The organism is Micromonospora trifolii (assembly GCF_050516465.1).
GTDB lineage: Bacteria > Actinomycetota > Actinomycetes > Mycobacteriales > Micromonosporaceae > Micromonospora > Micromonospora trifolii.
Window position 1 is genome coordinate 1,020,328 of record NZ_CP191526.1, and the last position, 26,218, is coordinate 1,046,545.

The window sequence follows — 26,218 nt, forward strand, 5'->3', positions numbered from 1 at the left end:
TGTCGAGATTGGACTCGCGCTCCGAGCCTTCGCGCCCACCGACCCGCGCCCGCCGTGCGCGGGGAGTCAGCGACCGGCCGGGCCGCCGCGGCGGTTCAGCACTGCCGCACCGGCGGCGTTCAGACCGACACCCCAGATCAGGAGTACGCACAGCCACTGCACCCACCGCAGCGCGGTCATCTCTCCCGAGAGGAGGTTGCGCACACTGCCGAACGGGGTGAGCCACGGCTGCGCCGGACGGAGGGCGTCCACGGCGCCCAGCAGCGCGAACAGCCCCAGCGGCAGAATGATCGTGGTCAGGAACGCCACCACCACCGAGCGCAGCAACAGACCCAGCCCGGTGCCCACCAGGCCGGCGGCGATCTGCACCAGCACACTGCCCACCGCGACCGTCCCGGCGAACCGCCACGGCTCGTCGGCGACATCGGCCGGGGTGAGGGCCAGCGTCGCGGCGCAGATCAGCACACCGACCACGCCGATGACCACTGCCGGCAGCCCCACCGCGAGCACGGTGGGCAGGACCGGAAGGGGGACGGGCGACCGGCGCAGGTCGCGTACCAGCAGGATGCCGAAAAGGGGCGTCACGACCGACGTCAGGCTCTGGACCGTGCCCGAGAGTTCGGCGAAGGTCCGGTCGGCGGGATCCGCCGCCGCGACCAGCGCCACGGCGGCCAGCAGCCCTGCCACCAGGGTGCCCACCAGCAGCCACCGTCGGGCCGGCGTACCGAGGGAGCGCCGCAGCGCGTCGCGAATCGTCCCGTCCACCTCGACCGCCTCCTGATCTCCTCGACCCGGACCGGCGCGCACCCCGCGCTCAACCGGCCGCGATCATGGGTGAGCGTACCGGTGGCGGTGTCTCTGCGTGGTCCCATGATCACCGCAGGCTGTTCGTTGGCTCACGTCCTGCGGGCCGCGCGCGGCGGGTCGCGTAGGTCCTCCGGTGGTTGTCCTAGCCTCGGGCTAGGCTCGCTGCGGCGCGCCACGCCGGCTGATGTCGCCGGTGACCGGCAGCACACCGCCGAGACCGGGGAGTACGACCAGTTGACCGCAGAGCCTGACACCCTGTACGGGGCCGATGACCTCACCCACCTTGAGGGGCTGGACGCTGTCCGCAAGCGGCCCGGCATGTACATCGGTTCCACCGACAGCCGTGGCGTGGGTCACCTCGTCAACGAGATCCTCGACAACTCCACCGACGAGGGTGTCGCCGGTCACGCCAGCCATGTCGAGGTGATCCTGCACGCCGACGGCTCGGTGCAGGTCGACGACGACGGCCGGGGCATCCCCACCGACGTGCACGCCAAGTCCGGCATCTCCGGCGTCGAGCTGGTGCTGACCCGGCTGCACGCCGGCGGCAAGTTCGGCGGCTCCGGCTACAAGACCTCCGGCGGTCTGCATGGCGTCGGCGCGTCGGCGGTCAACGCGCTGTCCCACCGCTTCGACGTGACCGTCCGCCGGGCCGGCAAGATCCACGCGATGTCGTTCCGGCACGGCGTTCCGGGCATCTTCGACGGCGACGGGCCGGACGCGCCCTTCACCGCCGGCCCCGGGCTCCAGGTGACCGGCGCCATGAAGCGCGGCCAACGCACCGGCACCTCGATCCGCTGGTGGCACGACGCCCGCTACTTCGAGACCGGGGCGGCGCTCGACGTCGACGCCGTCCGGATGAAGCTGCGCAACACCGCGTTCCTGGTCCCCGGCGTGACCTACCTGCTCCGCGACCTGACCGGCGAGACGCCCGCCGAGGAGCGGTTCCACTACCCCAACGGGCTCAGCGACATGGTGGAGTTCCTCGCTCCGGCCGGCGACCGGCCGGTCTCCGGCACCCTGTTGGTCAACGGCGAGGGCACCTACCGGGAGAACGCCGCCGACGCCAACGGCGTCATGCAGTCCAACGTGCAGCGGCGCGCCGAGGTCGAGGTGGCGTTCCGGTGGGGCACCGGTTACGAGCGCACCGTCGAGTGCTTCACCAACACCATCCGCAACGCGCACGGCGGCACCCACCGCAAGGGCTTCGAGCGGGCCCTCGTCCGCGCGCTCGCCGACGCGATCCGCAACACCCGCGGTCTGCTCAAGGCCAAGGAGGAGCCGCCCACCCTGGACGACGTCCTGGAGGGGATGACAGCCGTGGTGCACGTGCGGATCCCCGAGCCGCAGTTCACCTCGCAGACCAAGGACGAGCTCTCCACCACCGGCATCACCAAGGTTCTCCAGTCGCTGGTCGACGCGCACATCAAGGCCTGGCTTGAAGATCGGCGCACCAAGGCCGAGGCGCGCACCGTCCTTCAGAAGATCGTCGACGCCGCCCGGGTGCGACTCACCCAGAAGCAACAGAAGGACGCCGCCCGGCGCAAGACCGCCCTGGAGGGCGCGTCCATGCCGCCGAAGCTGGTCGACTGCCGGGCCACCGGCATCGACCGCAGCGAGCTGTTCATCGTCGAGGGCGACAGCGCCCTGGGGACGAGCCGGATGGCCCGTTCCTCGGAATACCAGGCGCTGCTGCCGATCCGCGGCAAGATCCTCAACGTGCAGAAGGCCAACCTCCAGCAGGTTCTGGACAATGCCGAGTGCGCCGCCATCGTGCAGGTCCTCGGCGCCGGCTCGGGGCGCACCTTCGACCTCACCGCGCTGCGCTACGGCCGTGTGCTGATCATGGCCGACGCCGACGTGGACGGCGCCCACATCCGTACGCTGCTGATCACCCTGTTCGCCCGGTACATGCGGCCGCTGATCGAGGCCGGTCGGCTCTACGCCGCGATGCCGCCCCTCCACAAGATCACCACCAAGGGGCGCAGCCCGCAGACCGTCTACACCTACACCCAGGCCGAGATGGAGACGACGGTTCGCAAGCTGGAGAAGGCCGGCAAGCAGATCGTCACGCCCATCCCACGGTTCAAGGGTCTCGGTGAGATGGACGCCGACGAGTTGTGGGACACCACGATGAACCCGGCCACCCGCGCTGTCCGCCGGATCACCCTCGACGACGTCGACGCTGCCGAACGCATCCTCGAACTGCTGATGGGCGAGAAGGTCGAGCCGCGCCGCAACTGGCTGATCGACTCCGCCGACCGCGTCGACCGGGATGCGATCGACGCATGAGCACCGCTTCCGTTCGAGGGGAAAGCTGAGTCATGGCACGCCGTAAGGAAAACAAGGTCGACCTCTCCTCGTTCGACCAGGCCGGCGCGCGGGTCTTCGACAACCCGCTGGTCACCGAGGTCTCCGACTCCTACCTGGAGTACGCGTTCTCGGTCATCCACTCCCGCGCCCTGCCCGACGCGCGGGACGGCCTCAAGCCCGTGCACCGGCGCATCCTCTGGTCGATGTACGAGCAGGGCTACCGCCCGGACCGCGGGCACGTGAAGTCTGCCCGAATTGTCGGGGATACGATGGGAAAGTACCATCCACACGGTGACACGGCGATCTATGACGCGATGGTTCGCCTCGCCCAGGACTTCTCCCTCAACGTGCCGCTCATCGACGGGCATGGAAATTTTGGGTCCCCAGACGATGGACCGGCAGCATCGCGTTACACCGAAGCGCGAATGTCTCGCGAGGCCATGCTGCTCGTCGGTGAGCTGGGCGAGGACACCGTCGATGTCGAGCCCAACTACGACGGGTCGCTGACCCAGCCGACCGTGCTGCCGGCGGCCTTCCCCAACCTGCTGGTCAACGGCGCGTCCGGGATCGCGGTCGGGATGGCCACCAACATGATCCCGCACAACCTGGCGGAGGTCGTCTCCGCGGCCCGCTGGCTGATCAACCACCCGGACGCCACTCTGGACAAACTCATGGAGTTCGTCCCCGGCCCCGACCTGCCCACCGGTGGGGTGCTGCTCGGCCTGGACGAGGTGCGCCGGGCGTACGAGACCGGGCGTGGCGTGGTGCGGATGCGCGGCAAGGTGGAGATCGGCCCGATCGAGGGCAGCCGGGGCCGTCAGGCGATCACAGTGGTCGAGCTGCCCTACGGCGTCGGCGCGGAGAAGGTCATCGCCGCGATCACCAACGAGGTCACCAAGACCAAGCGGCTGACCGGCATCGCCGACGTCAAGGACCTCACCGACCGGGAGAGCGGCACCCGGCTCGTCGTCGAGTGCAAGGTCGGGGTCAACCCGCAGGCGCTGCTCGCCGACCTCTACCGGCTGACCCCGCTGGAGCAGTCGTTCGGCGTTAACAACCTGGTCCTGGTCGACGGGCAGCCGCGCACGCTGGGCCTCAAGGCGCTGCTGGAGGTCTTTCTGGCCCACCGGTACGAGGTGGTCACCCGGCGCACCTCGTACCGTCGGCGCAAGCGTCAGGAACGGCTGCACCTGGTCGACGGTCTGCTGATCGCGCTGCTGGACATCGACGAGGTGGTCCGGCTGATCCGGGGCAGCGACGACGCGCAGGCCGCGAAGGACGGGCTGATGAGCCGGTTCGGTCTCTCCGACATCCAGGCCACGTACATCCTGGACACTCCGTTGCGCCGGCTGACCAAGTTCGACCGGATCGAGCTGGAGGCCGAGCAGGAGCGGCTGCGCGCTGAGATCGCCGAGCTGAGCAAGATCCTCGACGACGAGCGGGTGCTCAAGAAGGTGGTCTCCGACGAGCTGGCCGCCGTGGTCAAGCAGTTCAGCACCGAACGTCGTACGACGCTTGTCGACGGTGACCTGAAGGAGGTGCTGGCCGCGTCCGCGCCGGCCGGCCCGCTGGAGGTCGCCGACGACCCGTGCCAGGTGATCCTCTCCGCGACCGGGCTGGTCGCCCGGACCGCGGCCGAGTCGGAGGAGAGCTCCGAGGGGCGCCGACGCAACGGCCGCGTCAAGCACGACACGGTACGCGCCATCGCGCACTCCACCGCCCGTGGTCGGGTGCTGCTGTTGACCAGCGCCGGCCGGGCGTTCAAGGTCGACGTCCTGCCGCTGCCGGTGCTGCCCGAGCAGGCGGGCACGGTGTCACTGCGGGGCGGTATGTCCGCGGCCGAGCTGGTGCCGTTGGCGGCGGGAGAGACGGTCGTCGGCCTGGCCCCGCTCGGCGGGCAGGCGGAGGGCTCACCGGGGCTGGCGTTGGGCACCCGGCAGGGCGCGGTGAAGATCTGCTCGCCGGAGTGGCCGGTGCGCTCCGACGAGTTCGAGGTGATCGGTCTGCGCGACGGTGACGAGGTGGTCGGGGCGACCTGGCTGACCGACGGCACCGAGACGCTGACCTTCGTCACCTCGGAGGCGTCGCTGTTGCGCTTCCCCGCCGGGTTGGTTCGGCCGCAGGGCCTCAAGGGTGGCGGTATGGCCGGCATCAACCTGCCGGCCGGGGCGCGGGTCGCGTTCTTCGGCGCGGTGCGCACCGACGACCCGGGGCACGGCGAGCCGATGGTGGTCACCTCCACCGGCGCGACGGTCAAGGTGACGCCGTTCAAGGCGTACCCGGCAAAGGGCCGGGCGACCGGCGGCGTGCGCGCGCACCGCTTCCTCAAGGGTGAGACGGACGTGGCCGTCGCCTGGGTGGGCCCGCGACCGGTCGGCGCGACCGCCACCGGCGACCCGGTGGAGTTGCCCGCGGCGGACCCGCGCCGCGACGGCAGCGGTTTCGCGGTGATGCTCGGCCCAACGGTGGTAGGCCACCTGATCGAGCGCGACTAACCCACCCACCCGCGTTGTCGCGCCCGGCGCGTCTGGCGCGCCCGGCCCCAAGATCGTGCTCGAACCTGGTTCGAGCACGATCTTGGGGAGTGGGGACGGCCGTCAGCGCGGTATGGTGGGGTCCTCTGTTGTCGGTGAGGGTCTGGGTGCGCCGCTAAGCACCCCTCAACATGATTTCAACTCTGTCCGGCGGAGTCGCCGGCGCGGCGTGAGCGCCGCCATCCGGGTCCGGCCCAGGCGTGAGCTACGCGCAGCCCGCCGTCCCCGGCCACACCGCTGCTGGGGTCATCTGATCGCCGCGCCACTCTGGCCGATGCACGGCGCGAACCTGGGCACCCTGTTACGTACGTGCGACGCGGTCGGCGCCTGTCTTGCCGTGCCCCCGTTCCGTTGGGTGGACGAAGCGGTGGCCCGGGGCAACACGCTGCGCCGGCCGGGCTGCGTTCACCGGGTCGGCAGTCCGCTGAGCTGGCTGGCAGCCGAACGGGCCGCCGGCACCCGGGTCCTCGGGGTGGAACTGGCCGACGAGGCCGTCCGGCTCGGTGATCTGCCCGCCGCTCGGGGCCGCACCGTGGTGCTGCTGGGGCACGAGGCGACCGGAATCCCACCCGAGGCGCTCGACCAACTGGACGCGGCGGTGGAGATTCCCATGGTCGGGCACGGCCACAGCCTCAACGTCGCGGTAGCCGGCTCCCTGGTCCTCTACAAACTCGCCGGCCTCCTCTAGGACGGCGCCCGGTCGCCGCTGGACCAATGGCGATCAGGCCGGAGAACCGCAGGGTAGGTCCGGACAACGGGACCCGCCGCGTCCGGACCTACCTTGCGAGTCGCTGGTCATCGCGTCCCGGTCGGGCCACTCGCGATGCCTGTTCAGTCAGACACGCCCGATGCCGCCACCGCCAGCAGCCCGCCTCGGATCAGCCCGCAACGCGAGACGCCGTTGCGCCTGCTCTGCTCCATGCTCTTCGCTCCATTTGTCGGTATTCCTTTCCGGATCGACAAACAGGCTGGCCCGGCATCCGCCGCGTCGTGGTCCTGGGCGAGGTCAGCAGGTGCGGGAGTTGTAGGCAGCCCAGTAGGGGCCGCTGCCCTGAGGCGGGTAGAACCGGTAGTTCCCATCGGGCGAACGCTGTAGGACGAATTGGTGCGAGCCGTAGGGGCTCCTGGAACCCGCCGCCCCGTGGTACACCACGTACAGCCAGCCGTTCTGGTTGTCGTGTTGCACCAGCTTGTCGCCTGCCCTGGTCCAGCTGTTCCGGCCTGCGGAGCCATCCGCAGAGAGGCCCTTGTCGCGCTGGAAGTTCTTCGTCGCGGCATCGGTCTGGTCGCCGAAGACGCCGTCGACCCCGGACGAGGGCAGGTAGCCATTCGCCCAGAGAATGGTCTGCCAGAGACAGGCGACGTTCGAGTTGCGGTGGGTGGTGACGTTGGTGACGCCTTCGTCATCGAAGTCGTCAGACACCGCGCCCGTGCCATGGACGAACGCCCGGCCCGTGTAGGAGCCGCTGGCCGCGGCCGGCGTGGCGATGGTGACGTTGATGCCGATGGCCAATGCCGCGCCGATGGCGGGCACGGCAACTCCCTTGAGGATGCGGCGGGTGGAGCGGAGCGACGACATGTGTCTCCTTTGGTCGGGAATCATGAGGGGGCAACGGTGCTGGGGCGTCGCGCCAGCCGGCGGTGTCAGGCCCGGCACGACGAGGCGAGGTGGCCTCGCGCCAGGTCTGGACAGACGGTCCCGTTTGACCTCGCGCCATCGTCGTGCGACCAGGTCTGGCGATTGGTGCTCCTGGATGGAGCGGTGAGGACGGTAGAACCGTCCTCACCGCTCCGGGGCCCCCCTTGGAGAAGGTACGGTGGGGCCGGCACAACCACCGCACATCTGCGGTATAGATCAATTGCTCGCCCGCGTTGTGTGGGTGTTGTACGCATGACGGCACATGGCAGTGCCCACATGTGAGGTGCCTGGTTGCGTTTCGAACTCCTTGGCCCGTTCCGGGTGTACCGCGACGGCCGGTCGGTTCCACTGGGCTCGGTGAAGCAGCGTCTCCTGCTGGCGACCCTGCTGCTGCGCCCGAATGAGGTAGTCGGCACCAACGAGTTGGCCGCGATGCTGTGGGGCGACGAAGAGCCGGCGTCGGCCGCCGCGAATCTGCGCACCTATGTGCGAGGGTTGCGGCAGTCGCTGGGCGGTGGGGCGACCTGGGATGGGATAACCGCTGCGGCCGGCGGCTACCTGCTGCGGGTGGGCCCAGGCGAACGGGACCTGGACCTGTTCGACGCCGCGGCGGCGCGGGGCCGCGAGGCGCTCGCCGCTTCCGATCTGGACCGGGCCGAGGCCGAACTCTCCGCCGCGGTGCGCCTGTGGCGTGGTGCACCGCTGTCCGACCTGCCGCTGCGCTCGACGCTGGCTCAGCGGGTGGCGCGGTTGGAGGAGCGCCGGCTGCTCGTCGAGGAGGACTACGCCGAGGCGGTGCTGGCCCTCGGCGCGTCGGCCGACGTCGTGCACCGGTTGCGCGGCCTGCTCGACCGGCATCCGTTGCGGCAGCGGGCGTGGGGCCAGCTGATGGTGGGCCTGTACCGCATCGGAGACGTAGCCGGCGCGTTGGATGCCTTCCGGCAGGCCCGACAGACGCTAGCGGAGGAGACCGGCCTCGATCCCGCACCCGAACTCGTCGCGCTGTACGACGACATCCTGCATCACCGGCCGGGCCTGACGGCGCAACCTCCAACGGGGCCGGACCGGTCGGCGCCGGAGACGACAGGAGGGCCGCTCTTTCAGCGCCCCGAGCAACTGCCGCGTGCGGTGCCGGAGTTCGTCGGACGCAGCGTCGAGCTGGCGGGCCTCGACGGGCTTCTGCACGGCGGAGCTGAAGGGCCGACGAGCGTGGCCATCTCTGTGGTGTCCGGCATGGCCGGAGTCGGCAAGACGGCCCTGGCGTTGCACTGGGCGCACCGGGTTGCCGACAGCTTCCCGGACGGGCAGCTCTATGTGAACCTTCGCGGCTACGACGAAGCCGGCGTGGTGTCCCCGTCCGATGCCCTGTCCGGCTTCCTCGAAGCGCTCGGCGTGCCCCACGCCCGGATCCCCTCCGATCTGGAGGCCCGGACTGGTCTCTACCGAAGCCTGCTGGCCTCCCGCCGGATGCTCCTGGTGCTCGACAACGCTCGCGACTCCGCCCAGGTGCGCGCCCTGTTGCCCGGTGCGGGCCGCTGCATGGTCGTGGTCACAAGCCGTGACCGGCTCGGCGGCCTGATCGCCGCCGAGTGTGCCACGCCGTTGACTCTGGACGTACTCACGGCGGAGGAGTCGAGGAGCCTGCTCGTCAGACGTCTCGGGGTCGGCCGGCTCGCCTCCGAGTCGGTGGCGGTGGCCGACATCATCGAGGCCGCAGGCCGGCTTCCGCTGGCACTGTCGATAGTGGCGGCGCGCGTCGCGACCCATCCCACGTTCCCGCTCAGCGCGATCGCCGCCGAACTGCACTCGGCCGAGGCGAGGCTGGACGCGTTGGCCGACGGCGACGTCCGGCGCGTCTTCTCGTGGTCGTTCCTGGCCCTGAGGGCGGACGCGGCCCGGCTGTTCACCATGCTGGGGCTGCATCCGGGCCCGGACCTGACCACCGCCGCGGCCTCAGCGCTCGCCGGTGTGTCGGCCGCGGCCGTTGCGCCGATCCTGCGGGAACTGACCCGGCTCCATCTGCTGGCGGAGCACGCGCCCGGCCGGTTCGCCTTCCACGATCTTCTGCGCGCCTACGCGGCCGAGCTCGCCCAGTCGTCGGAGCGCGGCGACGAACACGTCGCAGCCCGACAGCGTCTGTACGACCACTACCTGCACGCCGCCTATCCGGCCGCCCGGCTACTGCAGCCGCAGTGGCCCCCGATCAGGCCGGTGCCGCCGCTGCCCGTACCCGCCAGGCGGCCGGTGACCGATCACGACGGCGCGCTCGCCTGGTTCATGGCGGAGCATCGGGTGCTGGTCCGGGTGGTCCGACAGGCCGCCGAGAACGGCTTCGAAACGTACGCCTGGCAGATCGCGTGGGCACTGACCACCTTCGTGGCGCCGCGCGGCCTCTGGCAGGACCAACTCGCCATCCAAGAGGTCGCGCTGGGCGCTGCGGAGAAAATCGACGACCTCGCCGGCCAGGCCGTCGCCAGCCGGTTGGTCTCCCGCGCTCTGACCCGACTGGGCGACCGCACCACTGCCGAGTACCGGCTCAAGCGCGCGCTTGAGCTGCACGAACGTCTCGGCGACCCGATCGGCCAGGCCCAGACGCTGCACAACTACTGCGAACTCTGCTACCTGGACGGCCGGCTCGACGAGGCGCTCGCACACGGTCGCGAGGCGCTGCGGCTCTACCGGCTGGTCGGCAATCACGCGGGCGAAGCCCGGACGCTCAACGCGATCGGTTGGCTGCTCGCCACCACCGGCGATTATGTCCAGGCCATCGCCAGCTGCACCGAGGCCCTCGACCAGCAACGACGGACCGACGACCGCAACGGTCAAGCCGCGACGCTGGACAGCCTCGGTTTCGCCTACGACCGCCTCGGCGACCGCGATCGCGCGGCCAACTGCTACGAGCAAGCGATCAAACTCTTCCGCGACTCCGCGGACCGGTATCACGAGGCGGAGACCCTCATCCGACTCGGGGACACCCGGGAAGGGATGGGTGACCGGAACGCTGCCGCTGCCGCTTGGCGCCTGGCCGCGCGGATCTATGAGGAGGTGGGCGACCCCGCAGTCGAGGAGGTCCGCCGCCGCCTCGAACGTCCGATTCCGTCCTAGTACTACGGCCTCAGGGTCAGGCGACGTTGTGGGGGCGGAATTGGACGCTCACCCGGGGGCCCACTTGGCGGGTGGTCTTGGGGATGGCGTGTTCCCAGGTGCGTTGGCAGGAGCCTCCCATGACGATCAGGTCGCCGTGGCCCACCGGGAAGCGCAGGCTCTCGCCGCCGCCGCGTGGGCGTAGCAGCAGTGGTCGGGGTGATCCGAAGGAGACGATCGCGACGATCGTGTCGGCGTGCGCCGAGCGGCCGATGGTGTCGCCGTGCCAGGCCACGCTGTCGCGCCCGGACCGGTAGAGGCACATGCCGGCGGTGACGAAGGGCTCGCCCAGCTCGGGCGCGTAGTGCCCGGTCAGCGCGGCCCGCGCGGCGGTGAGCACGGGGTGGGGAAGTTGCCTCGCGCCGTCGTACCAGCAGAGCAGGCGGGGCACGTCGACCTCGGCGTTGTACATGGTGCGCCGTTCGGCACGCCAGGGCACCTCGGTGAGCAGGGTGTCCAGGACCGTGTCGGAGCCGCGCACCCAGCCGGGGAGGTGGTCGACCCAGGCGCCCCGGCTGAGCTGGTGCCGGCGGATCTGGCCGGGCAGCGGCCCCAGGGTCGGCCCGGCGTCGGCCAGGTCGAGCATCGACGGCTGGTAGGCGGCCTGCGTCATACGGCCACCCTAGCAGCACTTTCGTACACCCGTGCTAGTGGTGAACGTGACCTTGGCGTGCTGCGGTCAGCCGGGGACGGCGGCGGCGCGTACGGCGTCGAACACCGCGTCCACCACCCGGGCCCGGCCCTGCCCGTCAACGGTGGACCAGGCGCGCGCGGCGAGCGTCGCGCGCCGCTGCGGCGAACTGAGCAGCCCGTGCAGAGTTCGCGCCGCCGCCGCGCGGGCGGCTCGTCCGGCGACGCCGCCGGCGGTCAGCTCCGGCAGCTCGCCGAGGCCGGCGGCCAGGCCGTGCCGCACCACCCGGGTGTACGACTCACGTTGGTTGTCGACCACGCAGACCAGTGCGCTCGGTGCGCCGAGGCAGCAGAGTTCCCAGGTGGACGTGCCGGCGGCGCTGACCACCAGATCCGCCTCGGCGATCAGCGCCGGCAGCGAGGTGGTGGGCGGGACCGGTCGGATGATCTGCCCCCGGCCGGGGGTGACGTCCTCGACTTCCGACTCGATCTCGGGTCGCCCGACGATGACCGTGAGGTCCATCGGGTGACCGGTGGCCACCAGCACCCGGGTCAGGACCGGGGCCGCGCCGACCGCGTCGGTGCCGCCGAAGAAGGCCAGCACCCGGGGGCGGCTGACCGCCGTGGTGGGCGGGACGACCGGCGGCCGGGCGCTGATCACGGTGTCGCGCAGCAGGGCGTACCCGCTCCCGGCGAGCAGTCGGCCAGGCAGTCCCGCCCCGGCACCCAGCCCCGGCAGCGCCGCTGCGGACCCCAGCCCGGGCAGCTCCGCCCCGGAACCCGGCCCGGCCAGTTCTGCTCCGAAGTTCTGGTCGAGGTAGAGGTCCGCGACCTGGCCCCGGCTGTCGCCGTCGATGATGGCGAGGGTGTAGACGCCGGCGGCGCGCAGGGCGCCGGCCCCGGCCGGGTCCAGCTCGTAGGAGTCGAGGACCAGCACGTCCAGGTCGTGTCGGCGGGCCGCCTCGACCAGGTCGGCCGCCGAGTCCGGGCCGGGCAGCAGTGGGATGCCCCGCGCGGCCAGCTCCGCGGTGGCCCAGTCGAGCCGTTCGACGGTGCCGAACACTGTGACGTCGGCGCCCCGGGCGAGGAACTCCTCGGCGAGCGCCAGGCAGCGGACGAGGTGGCCGACGCCGCGCAGTGGCCCGGCGTCGCAGCGCAACCCGACCCTCAGGGTGCTCAGGACTCCTCCAGATGCTTCTGTTGGACGTCGGCGTTGAGCGCGCGCAGCCGGGGCTGACCGTGGAGCCAGTCGGCGAGCTTGGCCAGCGGCACGCTGACGTCACCGAAGTGGTCGATGATCGCGCTGACCAGCGCCCAGTCCTGCTCGGTGTCGAGGGTGAGCCGCAGCGCGGAGCGGTCCGGGGTGAGCGTCACCCCGAGCACCCGGAACAGCTCCGGATGGGTGTACGCGTACGAGGTGACGTGCACCCGGTGGTGGTCGGTGGCGAGCCGGCCCAGGGTGCGCAGCGTCTCCGCTCGGATGATCTCGACGTCCAGCCCTCGGGGCAGGGTCCGGGCGATCGACGTGCTGGCGTAGTCCAGCCCGGGGACCGCCCGGTACACCGACGCGACCAGGGCGATGATCTCCGGGTCGAGCAGGGGGCAGTCGGCGGTGAACCGCATGACGGCGTCCCCCGGATGCGCCGCGAGGGCGCCCACGAATCGGTCCAGCACGTCGTCGACCGGCCCGCGGTGGCACGGCACGTCGAGCCGCGCGCACTCGGCGGCCACCGCGTCGTCGACCGCGTCGGTGCTGGTGGCGACTACCAGGTCGGCCAGGACGCCGCTGTCCCGGGCGGCGCGTACGACCCGGCCCAGCACGGACCGTCCGGCGAGCGGGCGGAGCACCTTGCCGGGCAGCCGGGACGAACCCATGCGCGCCTGCACGATGCCGACGATCCGTGGCCCCGCGTCGTCCGTGGCGACCCCGGGCACCGGTACGGCGGTCACTGCTGCTCCTCCTGCTTGGGGGCGAGCACCGCGGTGGCCCGGCGTTTGGCGGCGCGGGCGCCCCGCTTGGCCAGCCGGGCCGGGGTGATGGCGAGCCGGCCCACCCGGTAGCTGATCGACCCGCTGAGCAGGCCGATCGTCGTCTCGGCCCGGCGTAGCGCCCGTTCCCGCGAGGTGAGCAACTCCTCGGTCCACGCGGTCAGCGCGGCCAACCGGGTGAGTTCCTCGCGCTGTCGCAGCCACGCCTCGCGGAGCTGCTGGTAGCTGTGCCCGCCGACCGGCGGGTCGGTCGGCGCGACGGCGTGCAGCTCGGTGGCGAGGCCGACCCTGCCGACGGCGTCCAGCCCGTGCAGCGCGGCGGCGATGGCCGCCTCGGCCTCCACCGCCTCGCTGACGGTCGCGCGGTCGAGGTCGTGGCCGGCGAGTCCGCCGAGCACCACGGTCAGGCCCGCGACGTCGAGAGTGGACGACCACGGGTGGGCGTACCCGCCGGTGAGCAGGCCCGCGGCGAAGCGCCACAGCCCGCGGGCGAGCACCACGTCGCCGGGCAGCGCGGCGGTGGCCCGCCAGCTGGGGTCGAGCACCGCGTACCGCTCGCCGTCGACCACCACGTTGTCGGTGCCGGCCAGCGCCGCCGCGCCGGCGATCCGGCCGTCGGTGTCGGCCTGGTCGGTGAGCCAACCCGCGTACCCGTGCAGCAGCGCGCGCAGGGTGGCCAGGTCGCGGCGCAGGGCCGCGTCGAGCAGCAGGGTACGCAGCAGCCGGCCGGACGGCACCGGTCCGGACAGCGCGTCCGCGTCCCGGTACGCGGCCTCGCGGCTGGCGAACGGCGCGACGGCCGGCGTCGTCGCGTCGGTGGCCGGGATGAGCCCCCAGCGCCAACCGGAGGGGCCGTGCAGCACCTCCAGCACGCCGATCCCGGGGCGACCGGTCTGCACGAGGGCCACCGGCAGGTCCCGGTCGACGGTCGGCGTGGTCGGGTCCGTGGGGTCGGCGGGCCGGTGGGCGAGGGTCAGCCAGCCCGGTGCGAGGTCGGCGGCGCGCCCGGCGTGCAGCGCGTCCACCGCGAGCCGGGCCGGGTCCTGGAGCACTGTGGCGCTGGTGAAACCCCCGGCGCAGGCGCCGTGCAGCACCGCGTCGAACAGGCCGGAGCCCGCGTCCCGGTCCAGGTGGTCGGCGTCCAGCAGCGCCGTCGGGCTGCTGACATCGGGGTACGCGGCCCAGCACGTGGCCGGCCGCAGCCCCGCCGCACCGAGCCGCTCGCGCAGCTGGTCCCGGTTGGCCGGGTGGGCCCGGTCCAGCACGCCGCCGATCACCCAGGCGGAGTCGTCGCGGCGGGCGTACCAGGGGGTGGTGTCGACCAGCCGGTGCAGGCCCAGCGGGTTGTCCAGGCGCAGCAGCAACGCGCCACCCGGTCGCACCGCGGCGACGAGTCGGGCCAGCACACCGTCCCAGCCGAGCCGGGTGCCCTCCACCGACTCCACCGGGTCCAGCCCGGCAGCCGCGATCACCACGTCGTACGTCTCGTCGTCGGGCAGCCCGGCCGGGCCACCCACCACCACGCGGGCGGCCCGGTGCGCCAGCGCCACCGCGTCCGGGTGGCTGCGCAGCAGGCAGGTGACCTCGGCGTGGGTGAGCTGGTCGAGCAGCGCCGGGTCGTGTGGACCGGCCACCAGGACCCGGGCGCCGGGCGGCACCAACCGGGCGGCCAGCGCGGCGAGCGGCCCACCGTTGGCCAGCCGTTCCTGCGGCAGGTCCGACCAGGCCAGCATCTCGCCGCCCGGCAGGGTGATCCGGTCGGCGGGTGCCGTCTCAGTCGTCACGGTCTTCCTCTTCCTCCTGGAGGTTCGCCCAACCGAGCAGCTCGCGGAGCTCGGCCGGCGTGCAGCGGTGGTCGGTGCCCAGCTCGGCGCGGGCGATCTCGACCGCGGTGGGCAGGTCGACCGTGGTGCCGTGCAGCTGCGGCCACTGCCGTCGGATCCGAGCGGTGCCGCCGAAGGTCGGGTCCTCGTTGGACAGGATCATCGGGTCGCCGTAGACCGCCGGCTCGCACCCCGCCGCGATGCCGTAGAAGATCGCGCTGGTCAGCCGGTTGGATGCTACCCGGCGGTGACGGCGCAGCTCGGTGAGCTGCCGGTCGAGGAACTCCGGATCGGTGTCCTTCCACCAGTGCCCGCGGTAGCCGTGGCAGATCACCCGGAACCCGGCGCGCTCGTAGAGCCGGCGCACGTTGCGCATCCGGTACTCGTGCCAGTAGAGGCAGACCGTGACCGGGCCGGGCTCGGTGTCCTGGATGAGGGCGATCAGTTTGCGGTGGTCGCCCTTGACGTGTTGGCCCTCCCAGCCGTGGAACGGGTACCAGATGGTGCCCTCCCGTTCCTCGGCCGGTGGTTCCTCGGGTCGCATGGCCAGCAGGTAGCTGAACGGCGCGCCGATGACGACCACGTTGCGTCGGCCCACCGACCAGGCCCGGCGGCGGGTCTGCTCCGACCAGAGCAGGCTGGGGGTGCGGTCGGCGTACGGGTGGCCGGGGGCCAGGCCGTCACCGATGTTCCAGCCGTGCTGCACGTACCCGTTGATCCGGGGTGGGTGCCGGTCGCCGAGGCCGGCGTACCGGGCCAGCACGTGCGCGTGGCCGTAGAAGTGGTTGGCGTGGTGCATCAGGTTCCCATCAGGCGGCGGAACGCACCGAGCCGACCCGCAGCGCGGCGGTCAGCGCGTCGATGACGCGGTCCTGGTCGGCGTCGCTGAGCCCCGGGTAGAGCGGCAGCGACAGCTGCTGGGAGTAGAACGACTCGGCCACCGGGCAGGACCCGCGCCGGTACCCCAGGTCGGCGAAGGCCGGGTGCCAGTGCACCGGGATGTAGTTGACCTGGACGCCGATGCCGGCGGCCCGCATCCGGTCGTACACCTCGCGGCGACGCCCGTCGAGCACCCGGATCGGGTAGAGGTGCCAGGCCGGGTCGGCCCACGACCTGCGGTTCGGCAGCAGCACGCCGTCCAGGTCGGCCAGCGCCTCGTCATAGCGGGCGACCAGGGCGCTGCGGCGGGCCGTGAACTCGCCGAGCCGACGCAGTTGGCTGCGGCCCAGGGCGCAGAGCACGTCCGGCAGCCGGTAGTTCAGCCCGAACTCGTGCACCTCCTGGTGCCAGCCACCCTCGTCCGGGAAACGCAGGTCGTCGCGTTCGCGGACCACGCCGACGCCACGGAACCGGCGGGCCCGCTTCAGGATCTCCGGGTCCAGCGCCGCGACCGCGCCGCCCTCGGCGGTGGTCAGGTTCTTCGTGGGGAAGAACGAGAACGTGGTCAGGTCGGCGAGCGAACCGACCGGCCGACCGTGGTACGTCCCGCCGATCGAGTGCGCGGCGTCGGCGAGCAGCAGCGCGTCGCTGCCCTCGACCGACTTGCGCAGCGCGTCGTAGTCGGCGGGGTGGCCGGCGTAGTCGACCGCGGCGACGACCTTCGTTCGCGAGGTGACCGCCGCGGCGGCCGCCGCCGGGTCGAGGCAGAACGTCTCGTCGTCGACGTCGGCGAACACGATCTTCGCGCCGAGGGCGACCGCGCTGCTGGCGGTCGCCACGAACGTCATCGGCGGGACGACCACCTCGTCACCCGGACCCACCCCGGCCGCCGCGTACGCCACGTGCAGCGCCGCGGTGCCGTTGGAGACGGCGGCGACACCGACTCCGCCGGTCCACCGGGCGAGGTCGGCCTCGAAGGCGTCGACCTGCGGACCGGTGGTGAGCCAGTCGCCGCGCAGCACGTCGGCGACGGCTGCGACGTCGTCCTCGCTGATCGACTGCCGGCCGTACGGGAGCATCCCCGTCATCCGTTGATGCCGAGCATGTCGCGCAACTGCTCGACGGTGAGCCACTCGTCGTTGGTGTCCGACTGGTAGGCGAAGCCGTCCGGGACCGGGTCGCAGTCGACCGGCGCCTGGTAGCCCCAGGTGGCGATGGTCGGCTGGACGATGAACCGGCCGTCGGCGCGCAGCGTCCGCCGGCTGTCGTCGGGCGCGATCATCTCCTCGTGCAGCTTCTCGCCCGGCCGGATCCCGATCTCGTGGGTGGTGGCGTCCGGGGCCACGGCCTCGACCAGGTCGAGGATGCGCATGCTCGGGATGCGCGGCACGAACAGCTCGCCGCCCTGCATCTGGTCGAACGAGTCCATGACGAACTGCACGGCCTGGTCCAGGGTGATCCAGAAGCGGGTCATCCGCTTGTCGGTGATCGGCAGGCTCTTGCCCTCGGCGGCCAGCCGGCGGAACAGCGGGACGACCGAGCCGCGGCTGCCCACCACGTTGCCGTAGCGCACCACCGAGAACCGGGTGGGGTGCTGGGCGGCGTAGTGGTTGGCCGAGACGAACAGCTTGTCGCCGACCAGCTTCGTCGCGCCGTACAGGTTGATCGGGCTGGACGCCTTGTCGGTGGAGAGCGCGATGACCTTCTTGACGCCGGCCTCGATCGCCGCGTCGACGACGTGCTGCGAGCCGGTGATGTTGGTGGCGATGTACTCCGAGGGGTTGTACTCCGCGGTGTCCACCTGCTTCAGCGCGGCGGCGTGCACCACGTGGTCGACGCCGTGCATGGCCCGGGTGAGGCGGTGCCGGTCCCGGATGTCGCCGATGAACCAGCGCAGCCGCGGGTCGTCGCCGAGTTGCTGGCGCAGCTCGTACTGCTTGAGCTCGTCACGGGAGAACACCACCACGCGGGCGGGGTCGGCCTCGTTGAGGATGTGCCGGAGGAACGTCCTGCCGAAGGAACCAGTTCCCCCGGTGATCAGAATGGACGATCCATTCAACTCACTCAATGTGGTGCTCCCGTGTTCGTGGATGAACGGGCGGCCCTGGGCCGGCCGACCGGGGTGACACGCTAGCCATGGCGGGTTAACTCCTCGACGCTCGCGGGTGAACCACAACCTCTGCTCCCGTGAATGCCGAACACCGCGTAGGCGAACACTTCCAACCGCCCCGGATGTGGGCTGACCTGGCCGGATCGGGCCGTTACAGTGACCGCGCGAACGACCCGTCGGCCCGGCGCGAAGCCGGGTCCCACGTTCACCCGACATCCACACCGGCTCGGTGCGAGCGGGCCACCCCGGGCGTCACCGACGCCGGCCGGTGGGCCCGTCGGATCAGCGCGGGCCCGGTCCGGCCGGCAATTCTGGAGGCGTTCATGGCACCCGGTAGTGACGTGATCGAACGGCCGGTGGTGGTGGCCGAGACGCCGAGCGGCCCGCCCGCCCGGCGTTGGCTGGTGCCGCTGCTGCTGGTCGTCGGTTGGGTGCTCAGCGTGGCCTGGCGGATGTGGTGGTCCCGGCACGTCGTGCTGCCGATCGCGCACACCGACGAGGACAGCTACCTGAACACCGCCCGCGCGCTGGCTGGCGGTCCGGGGGGCTTCAGCAGCGAGAACGACCTGCTGCGCCGGGTCGGCTACCCGATGCTGATCTCGCCGGCGTTCCTCGGGGACCGGGACTTCACCGACAGCTACCGGATTGTCCAGCTGATCAACGCGATGGTGAACTCGACGCTGTTGCCGCTGGCGTACCTGTTCGGTCGCCGTCTGTTCCAGCTGCGCCGCTCGTACGCGCTGCTCGGCGCGGTCGCGGCGGCGACCCTGCCCGCCACCGCCTTCTACGCGGGCGTCGCCATGATCGACGCGGTGATGGCGCCGCTCGTGGTCGCCTGGCTGCTCGCCGTGCATCGCTGGATCACCCGGCCCGGCCCGCTCGCCGCCGCCACCGTGGGCCTGCTGGTCGGCGGGTTCCACCTGCTGCACTCCCGCGGCCTGGTGATCGTGGCCGTGCACGCCGGGCTGGTTCTGCTGCTGTTCGTCCGCCGCCGGATCAGCCCGCCCGTGGTGCTCGCGGCGCTGCTGCCGGTGCTCGCCATGGCGCTCGTCAACGCGGCCGCCATCCGCTACCTCGGCGGCAAGGTCTACCTGCTCGGCAGCACTCCCGGCGGCAGCACGTTCGAGGCGATCGCCTCCGCCCAGGGGGTGGTCCGGGTGAGCGCCGCGGTCACCACCCAGCTCTGGTACCTCGTGGTGATCACGTTCGGGATGGCGGGGGTGGCCTGGGCCGGCGCCGTGCGCGAGCTGTGGCGCCCACGGCACGGCGACGCGGCCCGCTGGACGATGGGTGTGGCGCTGGTGGTCACCGTCGGGGTGGCCGGCGGCGCGTCGGTGATCCTGTCCGGCATCACCGGCAAGCCACTGGACGCGATCTACGGCCGGTACGTGCAGATGCTGGCGCCGTTCTGGTTGCTGGTCGGGCTGGGGGTGCTGTTCACCGCCGGGTGGCGGGCGGTGCTGCGCCAGGCGGCGGTCGCGGTGGCGCTGCTGGTCGGCGGTGGCGCGCTGGTCGCCGCCCGACTCGCGTACGTGGCCAGCCAGGGTCACCGGTTGCGCTACGGCGGGTTCAGCGCACCGGACCTGGCGGCGTTGACCGGGGGCTGGCGGGAGCTGCGACCGGTGGTCGGGTCGCTGGTCGGCATCGCCGCCTGCGTGCTGCTCGTCGCCACGGTCAGGGTGCCCCGCCTGCGGCTGCCCATCCTCGGCGCCGTCGTGGTGGTCAACCTCGTCACGATGCAGGTGATCGACCAACGGGTCGTGCGACCGACCGCCGCGAGCACCGCGCCTACCCCCCGGGTGGCCGACGTCGGCGTACGCCCCGGCGAGCGGGTGTGGGCCTCGACCGGCGTGCACTACGTCCTCCGGTTCAACCTCAGCCACCAGGTGACCTGGAGCGACGTCCGGTGGTTCGGCGACAAACAGCCGCCGGCCGCGGCGCAGGTCGTGTTCGCCCGCTGGGCGCCCGGGCAGGCCGACGACTGGGACGGCACGGCGTACGGCTTCGTCCGGCTGGGCGGCAACCCGGAGCAGCACTGGGCCGCCTGGCGGCGCGCCTGACCCATCGCGCCCCGGTGGACACCGCTATTCGTGAACGGCGGATGTCCACCGGGAGCACGGTCGGTTAATGGTTCCCGTCCAGGGCGGAAAAGGGTCCTACAATCAGCGCTGGCGGCGGTCTGCCCGAGCCAGGGAAATCGGGATGACGGTGATTTCCCGGCCGTCGGACAGCTCCTGTCGCGGGGTGCCCTCGACGAATCGGAAACGTCGGTTCATCTGTCGTACGACGGTATTGTGGCCGAGCACCTCGCCGTCGAGTCGGTCCAGGTGCAGCCCGTCGAAGGCGTACTCGACGGCCTCCCGCATGACCCCCAGCCAGGCCGGCAGCGTCTCGCCTCGCCCGTCCAGCCCGTCGGCGTCGAGATAGAAGCCCCACGCACCGGTGCGAGGGCCGTCCAATCGCAGGTCGAAGAAGGTGACCACTCCGCAGGGTCGGTCGTCGCGGACGTACACCAGCACCCGCCGGGACGGGTCGTCGCGGACCGCCGACCACCACCGGGCGTGCTCCTCGGCGGTGATCTCGTGACTGGTCTTGCTGACCTGTCGATTGGTTTCCTGATTACGCCAGGACAACATCAGGTGAACGTCGTCCGTCGTCGCTTCGCGCAGCACGTGCGTCTCGCTTTCCTAGCCGTTCACGTCGGTTCCGGCACCTTACCCGGGCCTACCGGGAAATCAGATATGCATTCGTTGGGTTGTAGACTGCGGCGCATGAACGAATTGAGTCGCGCGCAGATCCGCGACCTCATGGCTCAGGTGCTGAAGAATCAGGACAAGGAGCTGCCCGCGGACGACGCGGCGCAGTTGCGGGAGATCGGCTTCCGGTCGCTCGACTTCTCCGAGCTGGCCCTGCGGGTGGAGGACGAGACGGGGGAGGAGCTCAACTTCGACGCCCCCGGGCTGCGCCGCATCGCCACCGTCGGGGACGTCCTCGACTTCCTCGTCGAGCTTCAACACCAGTGACCGTCGAGACGTCGCGCCACCCCACCCCCGCTGACCCGGAGCCGGCCGGTGTCGACAACCGGCTCGTCGTCGGTGGCGCCGCGCTGACCTGGCGTTCGCTGCCGACGCCCACCCTGCCCGACCCGGCGGCGGTGCTCGCCCACTCGGCCGTGCACGCGCTCACCGCGGCGCGGCAGCACGCCGTGCACGGCACCGAGCTGCTGCTCAGTACCGAGAGCCGGGTCGACGCGGTGATGCGCGCCGAGCTGCTGGAGGCCGGGTTCACCGTCAGCGTCCTCGACGACGACGGCGTGCACCCGAGCGCACCGGCCCGGCCGCGAGCCGCCGAACCGGGCCGGCTCTGGCTGCTGACCTCGGGCTCCACCGGGCGTCCGAAGCGGGTCGGGCACACCCTCGACACGCTGACCACCGTGCGGGCCGACCAGCCCGACCGGACCTGGCTCTGCCCGTACGCCCCGGGCACGTACGCCTGGTGGCAGGTCGTCACCCTGTCGCTGACCCAGCCCGGCCAGCACCTGGTGGTGGTCGAGCCCGACGAGTTGGACGACTGGCCCACGGTCGCGGCCGCCCACGGGGTGGACGCGGCCTCCGGCACCCCGACCTTCTGGCGACGCACCCTCTACCGCGACGCCGAAGCGCTGGCCCGGGTGCCGCTGCGCCAGATCACCCTCGGCGGGGAGCCGGTGGACCAGGCGATCCTGGACCAGCTGCGGGAGGTCTTCCCGACGGCCCGGATCTCCTGGATCTACGCGTCCTCCGAGGTGGGGGCGTCCATTGTGGTGCACGACGGGCGGGCCGGTTTCCCGGTCGACTGGCTGGACCGGGAAACCCCGGGCCGGCCGACGCTCTCCGTCCGCGACGACGAGCTGGTGGTCACCTCCCCGTACCACGGGGCCGGTCTGGCCGGCCCGATCCGTACCGGGGATCGGGTGCAGGTGCTCGACGGCCGGGTGCTGATCACCGGCCGGCTGGACTCCGACGAGATCAACGTCGGTGGCAGCAAGGTCTCCGCCGGTGTGGTCCGCGGTGTGCTCGCCGGTCATCCGGCGGTGGCCTGGGCCCGGGTGACCGGGCGCCGCGCCCCGGTGCTCGGGCGGATGGTGGTCGCCGAGGTGGTCCTCGCCGCCGACCCGTCCGTCGCCGACACCGGTGTGCCGGACGAGGCCGCGCTGGTCCGCTGGTGCACCGATCGGCTTCCCGAGCACGCGGTGCCGCGCCGCATTCGCGTCCTGACCGACATTCCCGTCAAGGAGACCCTGAAGAGCGATGTCTGAGCCCGCCGACACCCAGCTCGTCCCGCCCAGCTCCGTGGTCCTCGTCTCCGGCGGTTCCCGTGGCCTGGGCCTGGCCATCGTCACCGACCTGCTCGACGCGGGCGTACGCGTGGCCGCGTTCGCCCGCACCATCACCCCGGAGTTGGAGAAGCTCGCCGCCGAGCACCCCGACCGGGTGCACGTCGGCTCGGTAAACGTCACCGACCTGCGCGCCGCGCAGAGCTTCGTCCGCGAGGTGGAGCAGCGCCTCGGCCCGATCGACGGCATCGTCAACAACGCCGCCATGGGACAGGACTCGTTGCACGCGCACACCGCTAACGAGGACATCGCCCGGATCATCGAGACCAACCTGACGGCCCCGCTCCAGCTGACCCGGCTGGTGATCCGCCGGATGCTCGCCAAGGGGCTGCGCGGGCGGATCGTCAACATCACCTCGATCTGCGGGCAGCGCGGTTTCCCCGGCCTCGTCGCGTACTCGGCCACCAAGGGCGGCATGGACGCCGCCACCCGCTCGCTCGCGCGCGAACTGGGCGGCCGGATGCTGGTCAACTCGGTCGCGCCCGGCTTCTTCGCCTCGGAGATGTCCGCCGTGCTCGGTCCTACCCAGCTCGACCAGATCGTGCGCCGCACCCCGACCGGTCACCTGACCGAGCCGGTGGAGGTCACCCCGGTCGTGCGGATGCTGCTGCGGGAGCACACCAACATCAACGGCCAGGTCATCGTGGTGGACGGTGCCGCCGCCATCTGACCTGCGGCCGGGTTTCCTCCCGGTGCGACCAGCGCGGCACGGCGGCCCCGCCGTGCCGCGCCCGGTGCCGGGGCTGCTCGCCGTCGCCGAGCGGTATCTGCGCATCGGGTCGCCGGCCGCGATGGCCGACGCGGTGACCCGCAGTCACCTCGACGATGGACGGTGCGTCGGCTGGTACGGCCCACCGGCGCCCGGCTGGCGGGTGGCCATCGACGCGGAGCGCGCCGACGCCCCGGTGCCCCCGGCGCTGGCCCGCCGGTTCGGCGCGGGTGACTTCTGGGCCCGGTGGACCCGGGCCGAGTGCTGCTGCAAGCTGGCCGACGTGCCCATCGCGACCTGGTGGCGCCGGCACGGCCTGGGCACGCCGGCCGACGGCTCGACGCTCTGGCGAACCCTCCGCACGGCCGACCTGGTGGTCACCGTCGGCTTCGCCCCCAACGGCCGGGGCGCTGCAGTCGGCGGCCGCTCCCTGTAGAGCCGCCCCCGCCCTCCGCCCCCCGACCTCCGCGCCGGTCGATCATGGAGTTGTGGTGCTTCACAAAGCAGGCACCGGGGGTCTAAACGGCCACCACAAGTCCATGATCGACACGGGTGGGCGGGGCGCGGGTGGGCGGGGCGCGGGTGGGCCGGGCCGCACGCTTGGGCGGCCCGGCCTCAGCGAACGGTCAGATCAGGTCCCAGCTCAGGGGGGTGCCGCGGGGGACGTCGGTGGCGAAGGTGCGGCCCAGGACCCGGTCGATCTCCACGGGCGCGAGCCCGCCGGCCGGCCGGATCGAGCGGACGTTGCGCGCGGTCACCGGGTCGCCGGCCCGGACGTCCTCGACCACGAAGAGCGACCGGCGGAACCGCAGCCCCTCCCGCTCGGCGGGGGTCGGTCCGATCGCGGTGCCGCCCAGCGCCTCATACGCGCGGCCGGACTCGGCGACCAGGGCCGTGAGCTCCGCCGGGTTCAGGGAGAAGTCCGAGTCCACGCCGCCGTCGGCCCGGTCCAGCGTCACGTGCTTCTCGATGAAACAGGCGCCGAGCGCCACCGAGGCGACCGCCACCCCGATGCCGGGCGTGTGGTCGGACAGCCCGACCGGCACGTCGAACGCGCCGGCCAGCACCGGCAAGCGGCGCAGGTTGCTGTCGGCCGGCGGCGCCGGGTAGGACGCGGTGCAGGCCAGCAGGACGATGCCCGCCGCGCCGCCGTCCCGGGCGGTGCGCACGGCGGCGTCGATCTCGGCGACCGTCGCCATTCCGGTGGAGATAACCATCGGCTTGCCGGTGCTGGCCACCAGTCGGATCAGCGGCAGGTCCACCAGCTCCGACGAGGCGATCTTGTACGCGGGCGCGTCCAGCGACTCCAGCAGCTCCACGGCGGTCGCGTCGAACGGCGACGAGAAGACGGTCAGGCCACGCTCGCGGGCCCGCTCGAAGATCGGGGCGTGCCACTCGTACGGGGTGTGCGCGCGTTCGTAGAGGCGGTACAGGTTCTCCCCGCCCCACAGCTCGTGCCCGCTGGAGATCCGGAACGCCGGGGTGTCGACGTCGATGGTGATGGTGTCCGGCCGGTACGTCTGGAGCTTGAGCGCGTGCGCCCCGCTCGCGGCCACCGCGTCGACGATGGCCAACGCCCGGTTCAGATCGCCGTTGTGGTTGCCGGACATCTCGGCCACCACGAACGGTCGCTCCCCGGCACCGACCGCGTGCGGTCCGATCTTGATTGTCGCCGTCATTCCGACCTCTGCTCAGGTACGTCCGCACCGGGGTGCGGTGGTGCTGTCGTCGTCCACCCGGCGGGCGGACGACCTGGGAAATCAGGGCACTGGGAGCCGCCCCGGCTCCCGGCGTGCTCTGCGGTGGGGTCGATCACGGCAGCCGGCCGACGGCCAGCGCGTCGCGCCGCTCCGGCGCGAGCCCACCGTCGCGCGTCGGCCCGTCGCTCACCCCTCGCCCCGGCTCCTCGTCGGCGGCGAGCGAACCGCCGTCGGCGCCGCCAACCGGGCCTTGCCGACGCAGGCGACCAGCGACCCGGTGGGCCTGGCGCAGCGCCGAGTACGCCACCCAGTCACCCCGCCCGACGAGGCGGTGCTTGAGCCCGGTCACGCCCGGGGGCAGCGGGTAGCCGCCGGTGGGCAGGTACCGACGGTAGTGCGCGGCGGCCCGGTGGAAGAAGTCGCGCCGCAGGTGTGGGTGCAGCCGGCCGTCGTTGCCCACCACCACCAGATAATGGCTGATCATCAGCTCGAACAGCTCGGCCTGCAACCGCTCGTCCGGGTGCTTCCGGGTGACCCAGTCCATCAGCCGCTCGTACTGGGCGAAGGCGTCGAAGTGCCGGCCGCTGCGGGTGGAGGTGATCGCGCCCTGGCGGCCCTGCCGGTACAGGTAGCAGACCCGGTCCAGCACGGAGATCTTCTCGGCCCCGATCAGCAGGGGGTGGCTGAACGGGATGTCCTCGTACCAGCCGGGGAAGAACCGCAGCTCCAGCCCGTCCATGAAGTCCCGGCGGACCACCTTGTTCCAGGCGGTGTGCTGCACCCGCAGCAACTGCGGCTGGTCGGCCAGCCGGGTCACGCCGGTGATCCCGCGCAGCAGCGGGCTGCTCGCGTCGACCTCCCGCCGGCCGTCGTCGTGCACCCGCAGGTGGTCGAGCATCAGCACATCGGGCTGGTGCTGGCGCAGCCGGTCCAGCACCGCCGCGATCGTGCCCGGCGGCAACCAGTCGTCGCTGTCGACGAACCAGACGTACCGGCCGGTGGCCACGTCGAGCCCGGCGTTGCGGGCCAGCCCCAGACCCACGTTGCTGCTCAGGTGCACGACGCGCACGCCGTCGCGGCTGACCGCGTACGAGCGGAGCATGTCGCCGCAGCCGTCCGGCGAGGCGTCGTCGACGGCGATCAGCTCGACCGCGTCCGACTCGCCCGCCGGGATGTCGGCCCGGATCGACTCGAGGCACTGGTACAGGTACGCCTCGACGCCGTACACGGGCACGACGATGCTCAGCAGCGGTGCGTGCGTCGGCTCATTGACCACGTCCGCCACCTTCGACGACTCGGGTGGCCGGCCCCGGAACCTGACGTTGCCGCCGATGGTGGACTCTCTGAACTCCCGCCCAGCGGAAGGTTAACGCCGGGCCGGTGGGCGGTTTCCCGGCCGGGGAAACGCGGGCTGGTGGGGCGGGTGGGATGCGTCCGGTTCACCCGGGAGTGACCCGGTAGGGTGCCTCGGTGCGGCCCTGCCGGGTCGTCGTGGGCGTCGCCGTCGCGCCGTCCGACGCCGCGCCGAGGAGGCTACGACCGTGCTGGTGACCCTGCCGAGCGCCG

Annotated in this window: 21 protein-coding genes; 9 read left to right on the forward strand and 12 right to left on the reverse strand. The window is 72.1% G+C overall.

Annotated features, from left to right (window positions below):
* Positions 1 to 66 precede the first annotated feature (66 nt).
* The gene (locus tag ACQRWP_RS04690; RefSeq protein WP_430500973.1) at positions 67 to 765 is read right to left on the reverse strand and encodes a hypothetical protein; all 699 of its coding nucleotides are present in this window, start codon (positions 763 to 765) and stop codon (positions 67 to 69) included.
* A gap of 276 nt (positions 766 to 1,041) precedes the next feature.
* Between ACQRWP_RS04690 and ACQRWP_RS04695 the strand changes: the two genes are divergently transcribed.
* From ACQRWP_RS04695 to ACQRWP_RS04705, 3 genes are all read left to right on the forward strand, one after another.
* The gene (locus ACQRWP_RS04695) at positions 1,042 to 3,099 is read left to right on the forward strand and encodes a DNA gyrase/topoisomerase IV subunit B (RefSeq protein WP_430500974.1); all 2,058 of its coding nucleotides are present in this window, start codon (positions 1,042 to 1,044) and stop codon (positions 3,097 to 3,099) included.
* 32 nt (positions 3,100 to 3,131) lie between these two features.
* On the forward strand, positions 3,132 to 5,615 hold the full coding sequence (locus ACQRWP_RS04700; RefSeq protein WP_430500975.1) for a DNA gyrase/topoisomerase IV subunit A: 2,484 nt from the start codon (positions 3,132 to 3,134) through the stop codon (positions 5,613 to 5,615).
* Positions 5,616 to 5,823: 208 nt separating this feature from the next.
* Positions 5,824 to 6,342 (forward strand): TrmH family RNA methyltransferase, encoded by a 519-nt coding sequence (locus ACQRWP_RS04705; RefSeq protein WP_410821222.1) that lies wholly within the window; start codon positions 5,824 to 5,826, stop codon positions 6,340 to 6,342.
* Between the two features lie 318 nt (positions 6,343 to 6,660).
* Here ACQRWP_RS04705 and ACQRWP_RS04710 read toward each other — a convergent pair whose 3' ends face one another.
* Positions 6,661 to 7,233 carry a peptidoglycan-binding domain-containing protein gene (locus ACQRWP_RS04710; protein ID WP_430500976.1) on the reverse strand — a complete coding sequence of 191 codons (573 nt, stop codon included), beginning with the start codon at positions 7,231 to 7,233 and terminating at the stop codon, positions 6,661 to 6,663.
* Positions 7,234 to 7,650: 417 nt separating this feature from the next.
* Here ACQRWP_RS04710 and ACQRWP_RS04715 point away from each other — a divergent pair, with 417 nt between their 5' ends.
* Positions 7,651 to 10,398, forward strand: coding sequence for a BTAD domain-containing putative transcriptional regulator (locus ACQRWP_RS04715; RefSeq protein WP_430500977.1), 2,748 nt, complete (start codon positions 7,651 to 7,653; stop codon positions 10,396 to 10,398).
* 16 nt (positions 10,399 to 10,414) lie between these two features.
* On the opposite strand, the gene ACQRWP_RS04720 is transcribed toward ACQRWP_RS04715, so the two are convergent.
* From ACQRWP_RS04720 to pseB, 7 genes are all read right to left on the reverse strand, one after another.
* A complete protein-coding gene (locus tag ACQRWP_RS04720) occupies positions 10,415 to 11,050 on the reverse strand; it encodes an alpha-ketoglutarate-dependent dioxygenase AlkB (RefSeq protein WP_430500978.1) in 636 nt (211 codons plus the stop codon).
* 66 nt (positions 11,051 to 11,116) lie between these two features.
* Positions 11,117 to 12,247, reverse strand: coding sequence for a PseG/SpsG family protein (locus ACQRWP_RS04725; RefSeq protein WP_430503125.1), 1,131 nt, complete (start codon positions 12,245 to 12,247; stop codon positions 11,117 to 11,119).
* The gene (locus ACQRWP_RS04730) at positions 12,244 to 13,017 is read right to left on the reverse strand and encodes a cytidylyltransferase domain-containing protein (protein ID WP_430500979.1); all 774 of its coding nucleotides are present in this window, start codon (positions 13,015 to 13,017) and stop codon (positions 12,244 to 12,246) included. The genes ACQRWP_RS04725 and ACQRWP_RS04730 overlap by 4 nt, the downstream gene beginning before the upstream one ends.
* On the reverse strand, positions 13,014 to 14,840 hold the full coding sequence (locus ACQRWP_RS04735; RefSeq protein ID WP_430500980.1) for a class I SAM-dependent methyltransferase: 1,827 nt from the start codon (positions 14,838 to 14,840) through the stop codon (positions 13,014 to 13,016). Before ACQRWP_RS04735 ends, ACQRWP_RS04730 begins: the two co-directional genes overlap by 4 nt.
* Positions 14,830 to 15,678, reverse strand: coding sequence for a hypothetical protein (locus ACQRWP_RS04740; protein WP_430500981.1), 849 nt, complete (start codon positions 15,676 to 15,678; stop codon positions 14,830 to 14,832). The genes ACQRWP_RS04735 and ACQRWP_RS04740 overlap by 11 nt, the downstream gene beginning before the upstream one ends.
* 10 nt (positions 15,679 to 15,688) lie before the next feature.
* Entirely contained in the window at positions 15,689 to 16,846 is a 1,158-nt protein-coding gene (locus ACQRWP_RS04745; RefSeq protein ID WP_425699557.1) for a DegT/DnrJ/EryC1/StrS family aminotransferase, read from the reverse strand.
* The gene (pseB, locus tag ACQRWP_RS04750) at positions 16,843 to 17,826 is read right to left on the reverse strand and encodes a UDP-N-acetylglucosamine 4,6-dehydratase (inverting) (protein WP_210816822.1); all 984 of its coding nucleotides are present in this window, start codon (positions 17,824 to 17,826) and stop codon (positions 16,843 to 16,845) included. Before pseB ends, ACQRWP_RS04745 begins: the two co-directional genes overlap by 4 nt.
* A 365-nt stretch (positions 17,827 to 18,191) precedes the next feature.
* On the opposite strand from pseB, the gene ACQRWP_RS04755 reads away from it, so the two are divergent.
* Positions 18,192 to 19,928: a hypothetical protein gene (locus ACQRWP_RS04755; protein ID WP_430500982.1), complete on the forward strand. Its 1,737-nt coding sequence runs from the start codon at positions 18,192 to 18,194 to the stop codon at positions 19,926 to 19,928.
* Positions 19,929 to 20,030: 102 nt separating this feature from the next.
* Here the strand turns inward: ACQRWP_RS04755 and ACQRWP_RS04760 are convergent, their stop codons facing one another.
* Entirely contained in the window at positions 20,031 to 20,540 is a 510-nt protein-coding gene (locus ACQRWP_RS04760; protein WP_091401394.1) for a GNAT family N-acetyltransferase, read from the reverse strand.
* 99 nt (positions 20,541 to 20,639) lie between these two features.
* Here ACQRWP_RS04760 and ACQRWP_RS04765 point away from each other — a divergent pair, with 99 nt between their 5' ends.
* Genes ACQRWP_RS04765 through ACQRWP_RS04780 form a run of 4 tightly spaced genes read left to right on the forward strand, consistent with a single transcriptional unit; the run spans position 20,640 to position 23,388 of the window.
* On the forward strand, positions 20,640 to 20,891 hold the full coding sequence (locus tag ACQRWP_RS04765; RefSeq protein WP_091401397.1) for an acyl carrier protein: 252 nt from the start codon (positions 20,640 to 20,642) through the stop codon (positions 20,889 to 20,891).
* The gene (locus tag ACQRWP_RS04770; protein WP_430500983.1) at positions 20,888 to 22,165 is read left to right on the forward strand and encodes an AMP-binding protein; all 1,278 of its coding nucleotides are present in this window, start codon (positions 20,888 to 20,890) and stop codon (positions 22,163 to 22,165) included. The genes ACQRWP_RS04765 and ACQRWP_RS04770 overlap by 4 nt, the downstream gene beginning before the upstream one ends.
* Complete coding sequence (locus ACQRWP_RS04775; RefSeq protein ID WP_430500984.1) at positions 22,158 to 22,913, forward strand: SDR family NAD(P)-dependent oxidoreductase; 756 nt, start codon at positions 22,158 to 22,160, stop codon at positions 22,911 to 22,913. Before ACQRWP_RS04770 ends, ACQRWP_RS04775 begins: the two co-directional genes overlap by 8 nt.
* Complete coding sequence (locus ACQRWP_RS04780; RefSeq protein ID WP_430500985.1) at positions 22,897 to 23,388, forward strand: hypothetical protein; 492 nt, start codon at positions 22,897 to 22,899, stop codon at positions 23,386 to 23,388. The genes ACQRWP_RS04775 and ACQRWP_RS04780 overlap by 17 nt, the downstream gene beginning before the upstream one ends.
* 190 nt (positions 23,389 to 23,578) lie before the next feature.
* On the opposite strand, the gene pseI is transcribed toward ACQRWP_RS04780, so the two are convergent.
* Together pseI and ACQRWP_RS04790 are read right to left on the reverse strand one after the other, a co-directional pair.
* Positions 23,579 to 24,631, reverse strand: coding sequence for a pseudaminic acid synthase (gene pseI, locus ACQRWP_RS04785; RefSeq protein ID WP_430500986.1), 1,053 nt, complete (start codon positions 24,629 to 24,631; stop codon positions 23,579 to 23,581).
* Positions 24,632 to 24,764: 133 nt separating this feature from the next.
* Positions 24,765 to 25,928, reverse strand: coding sequence for a glycosyltransferase family 2 protein (locus tag ACQRWP_RS04790; protein ID WP_430500987.1), 1,164 nt, complete (start codon positions 25,926 to 25,928; stop codon positions 24,765 to 24,767).
* Positions 25,929 to 26,218: the final 290 nt, after the last annotated feature.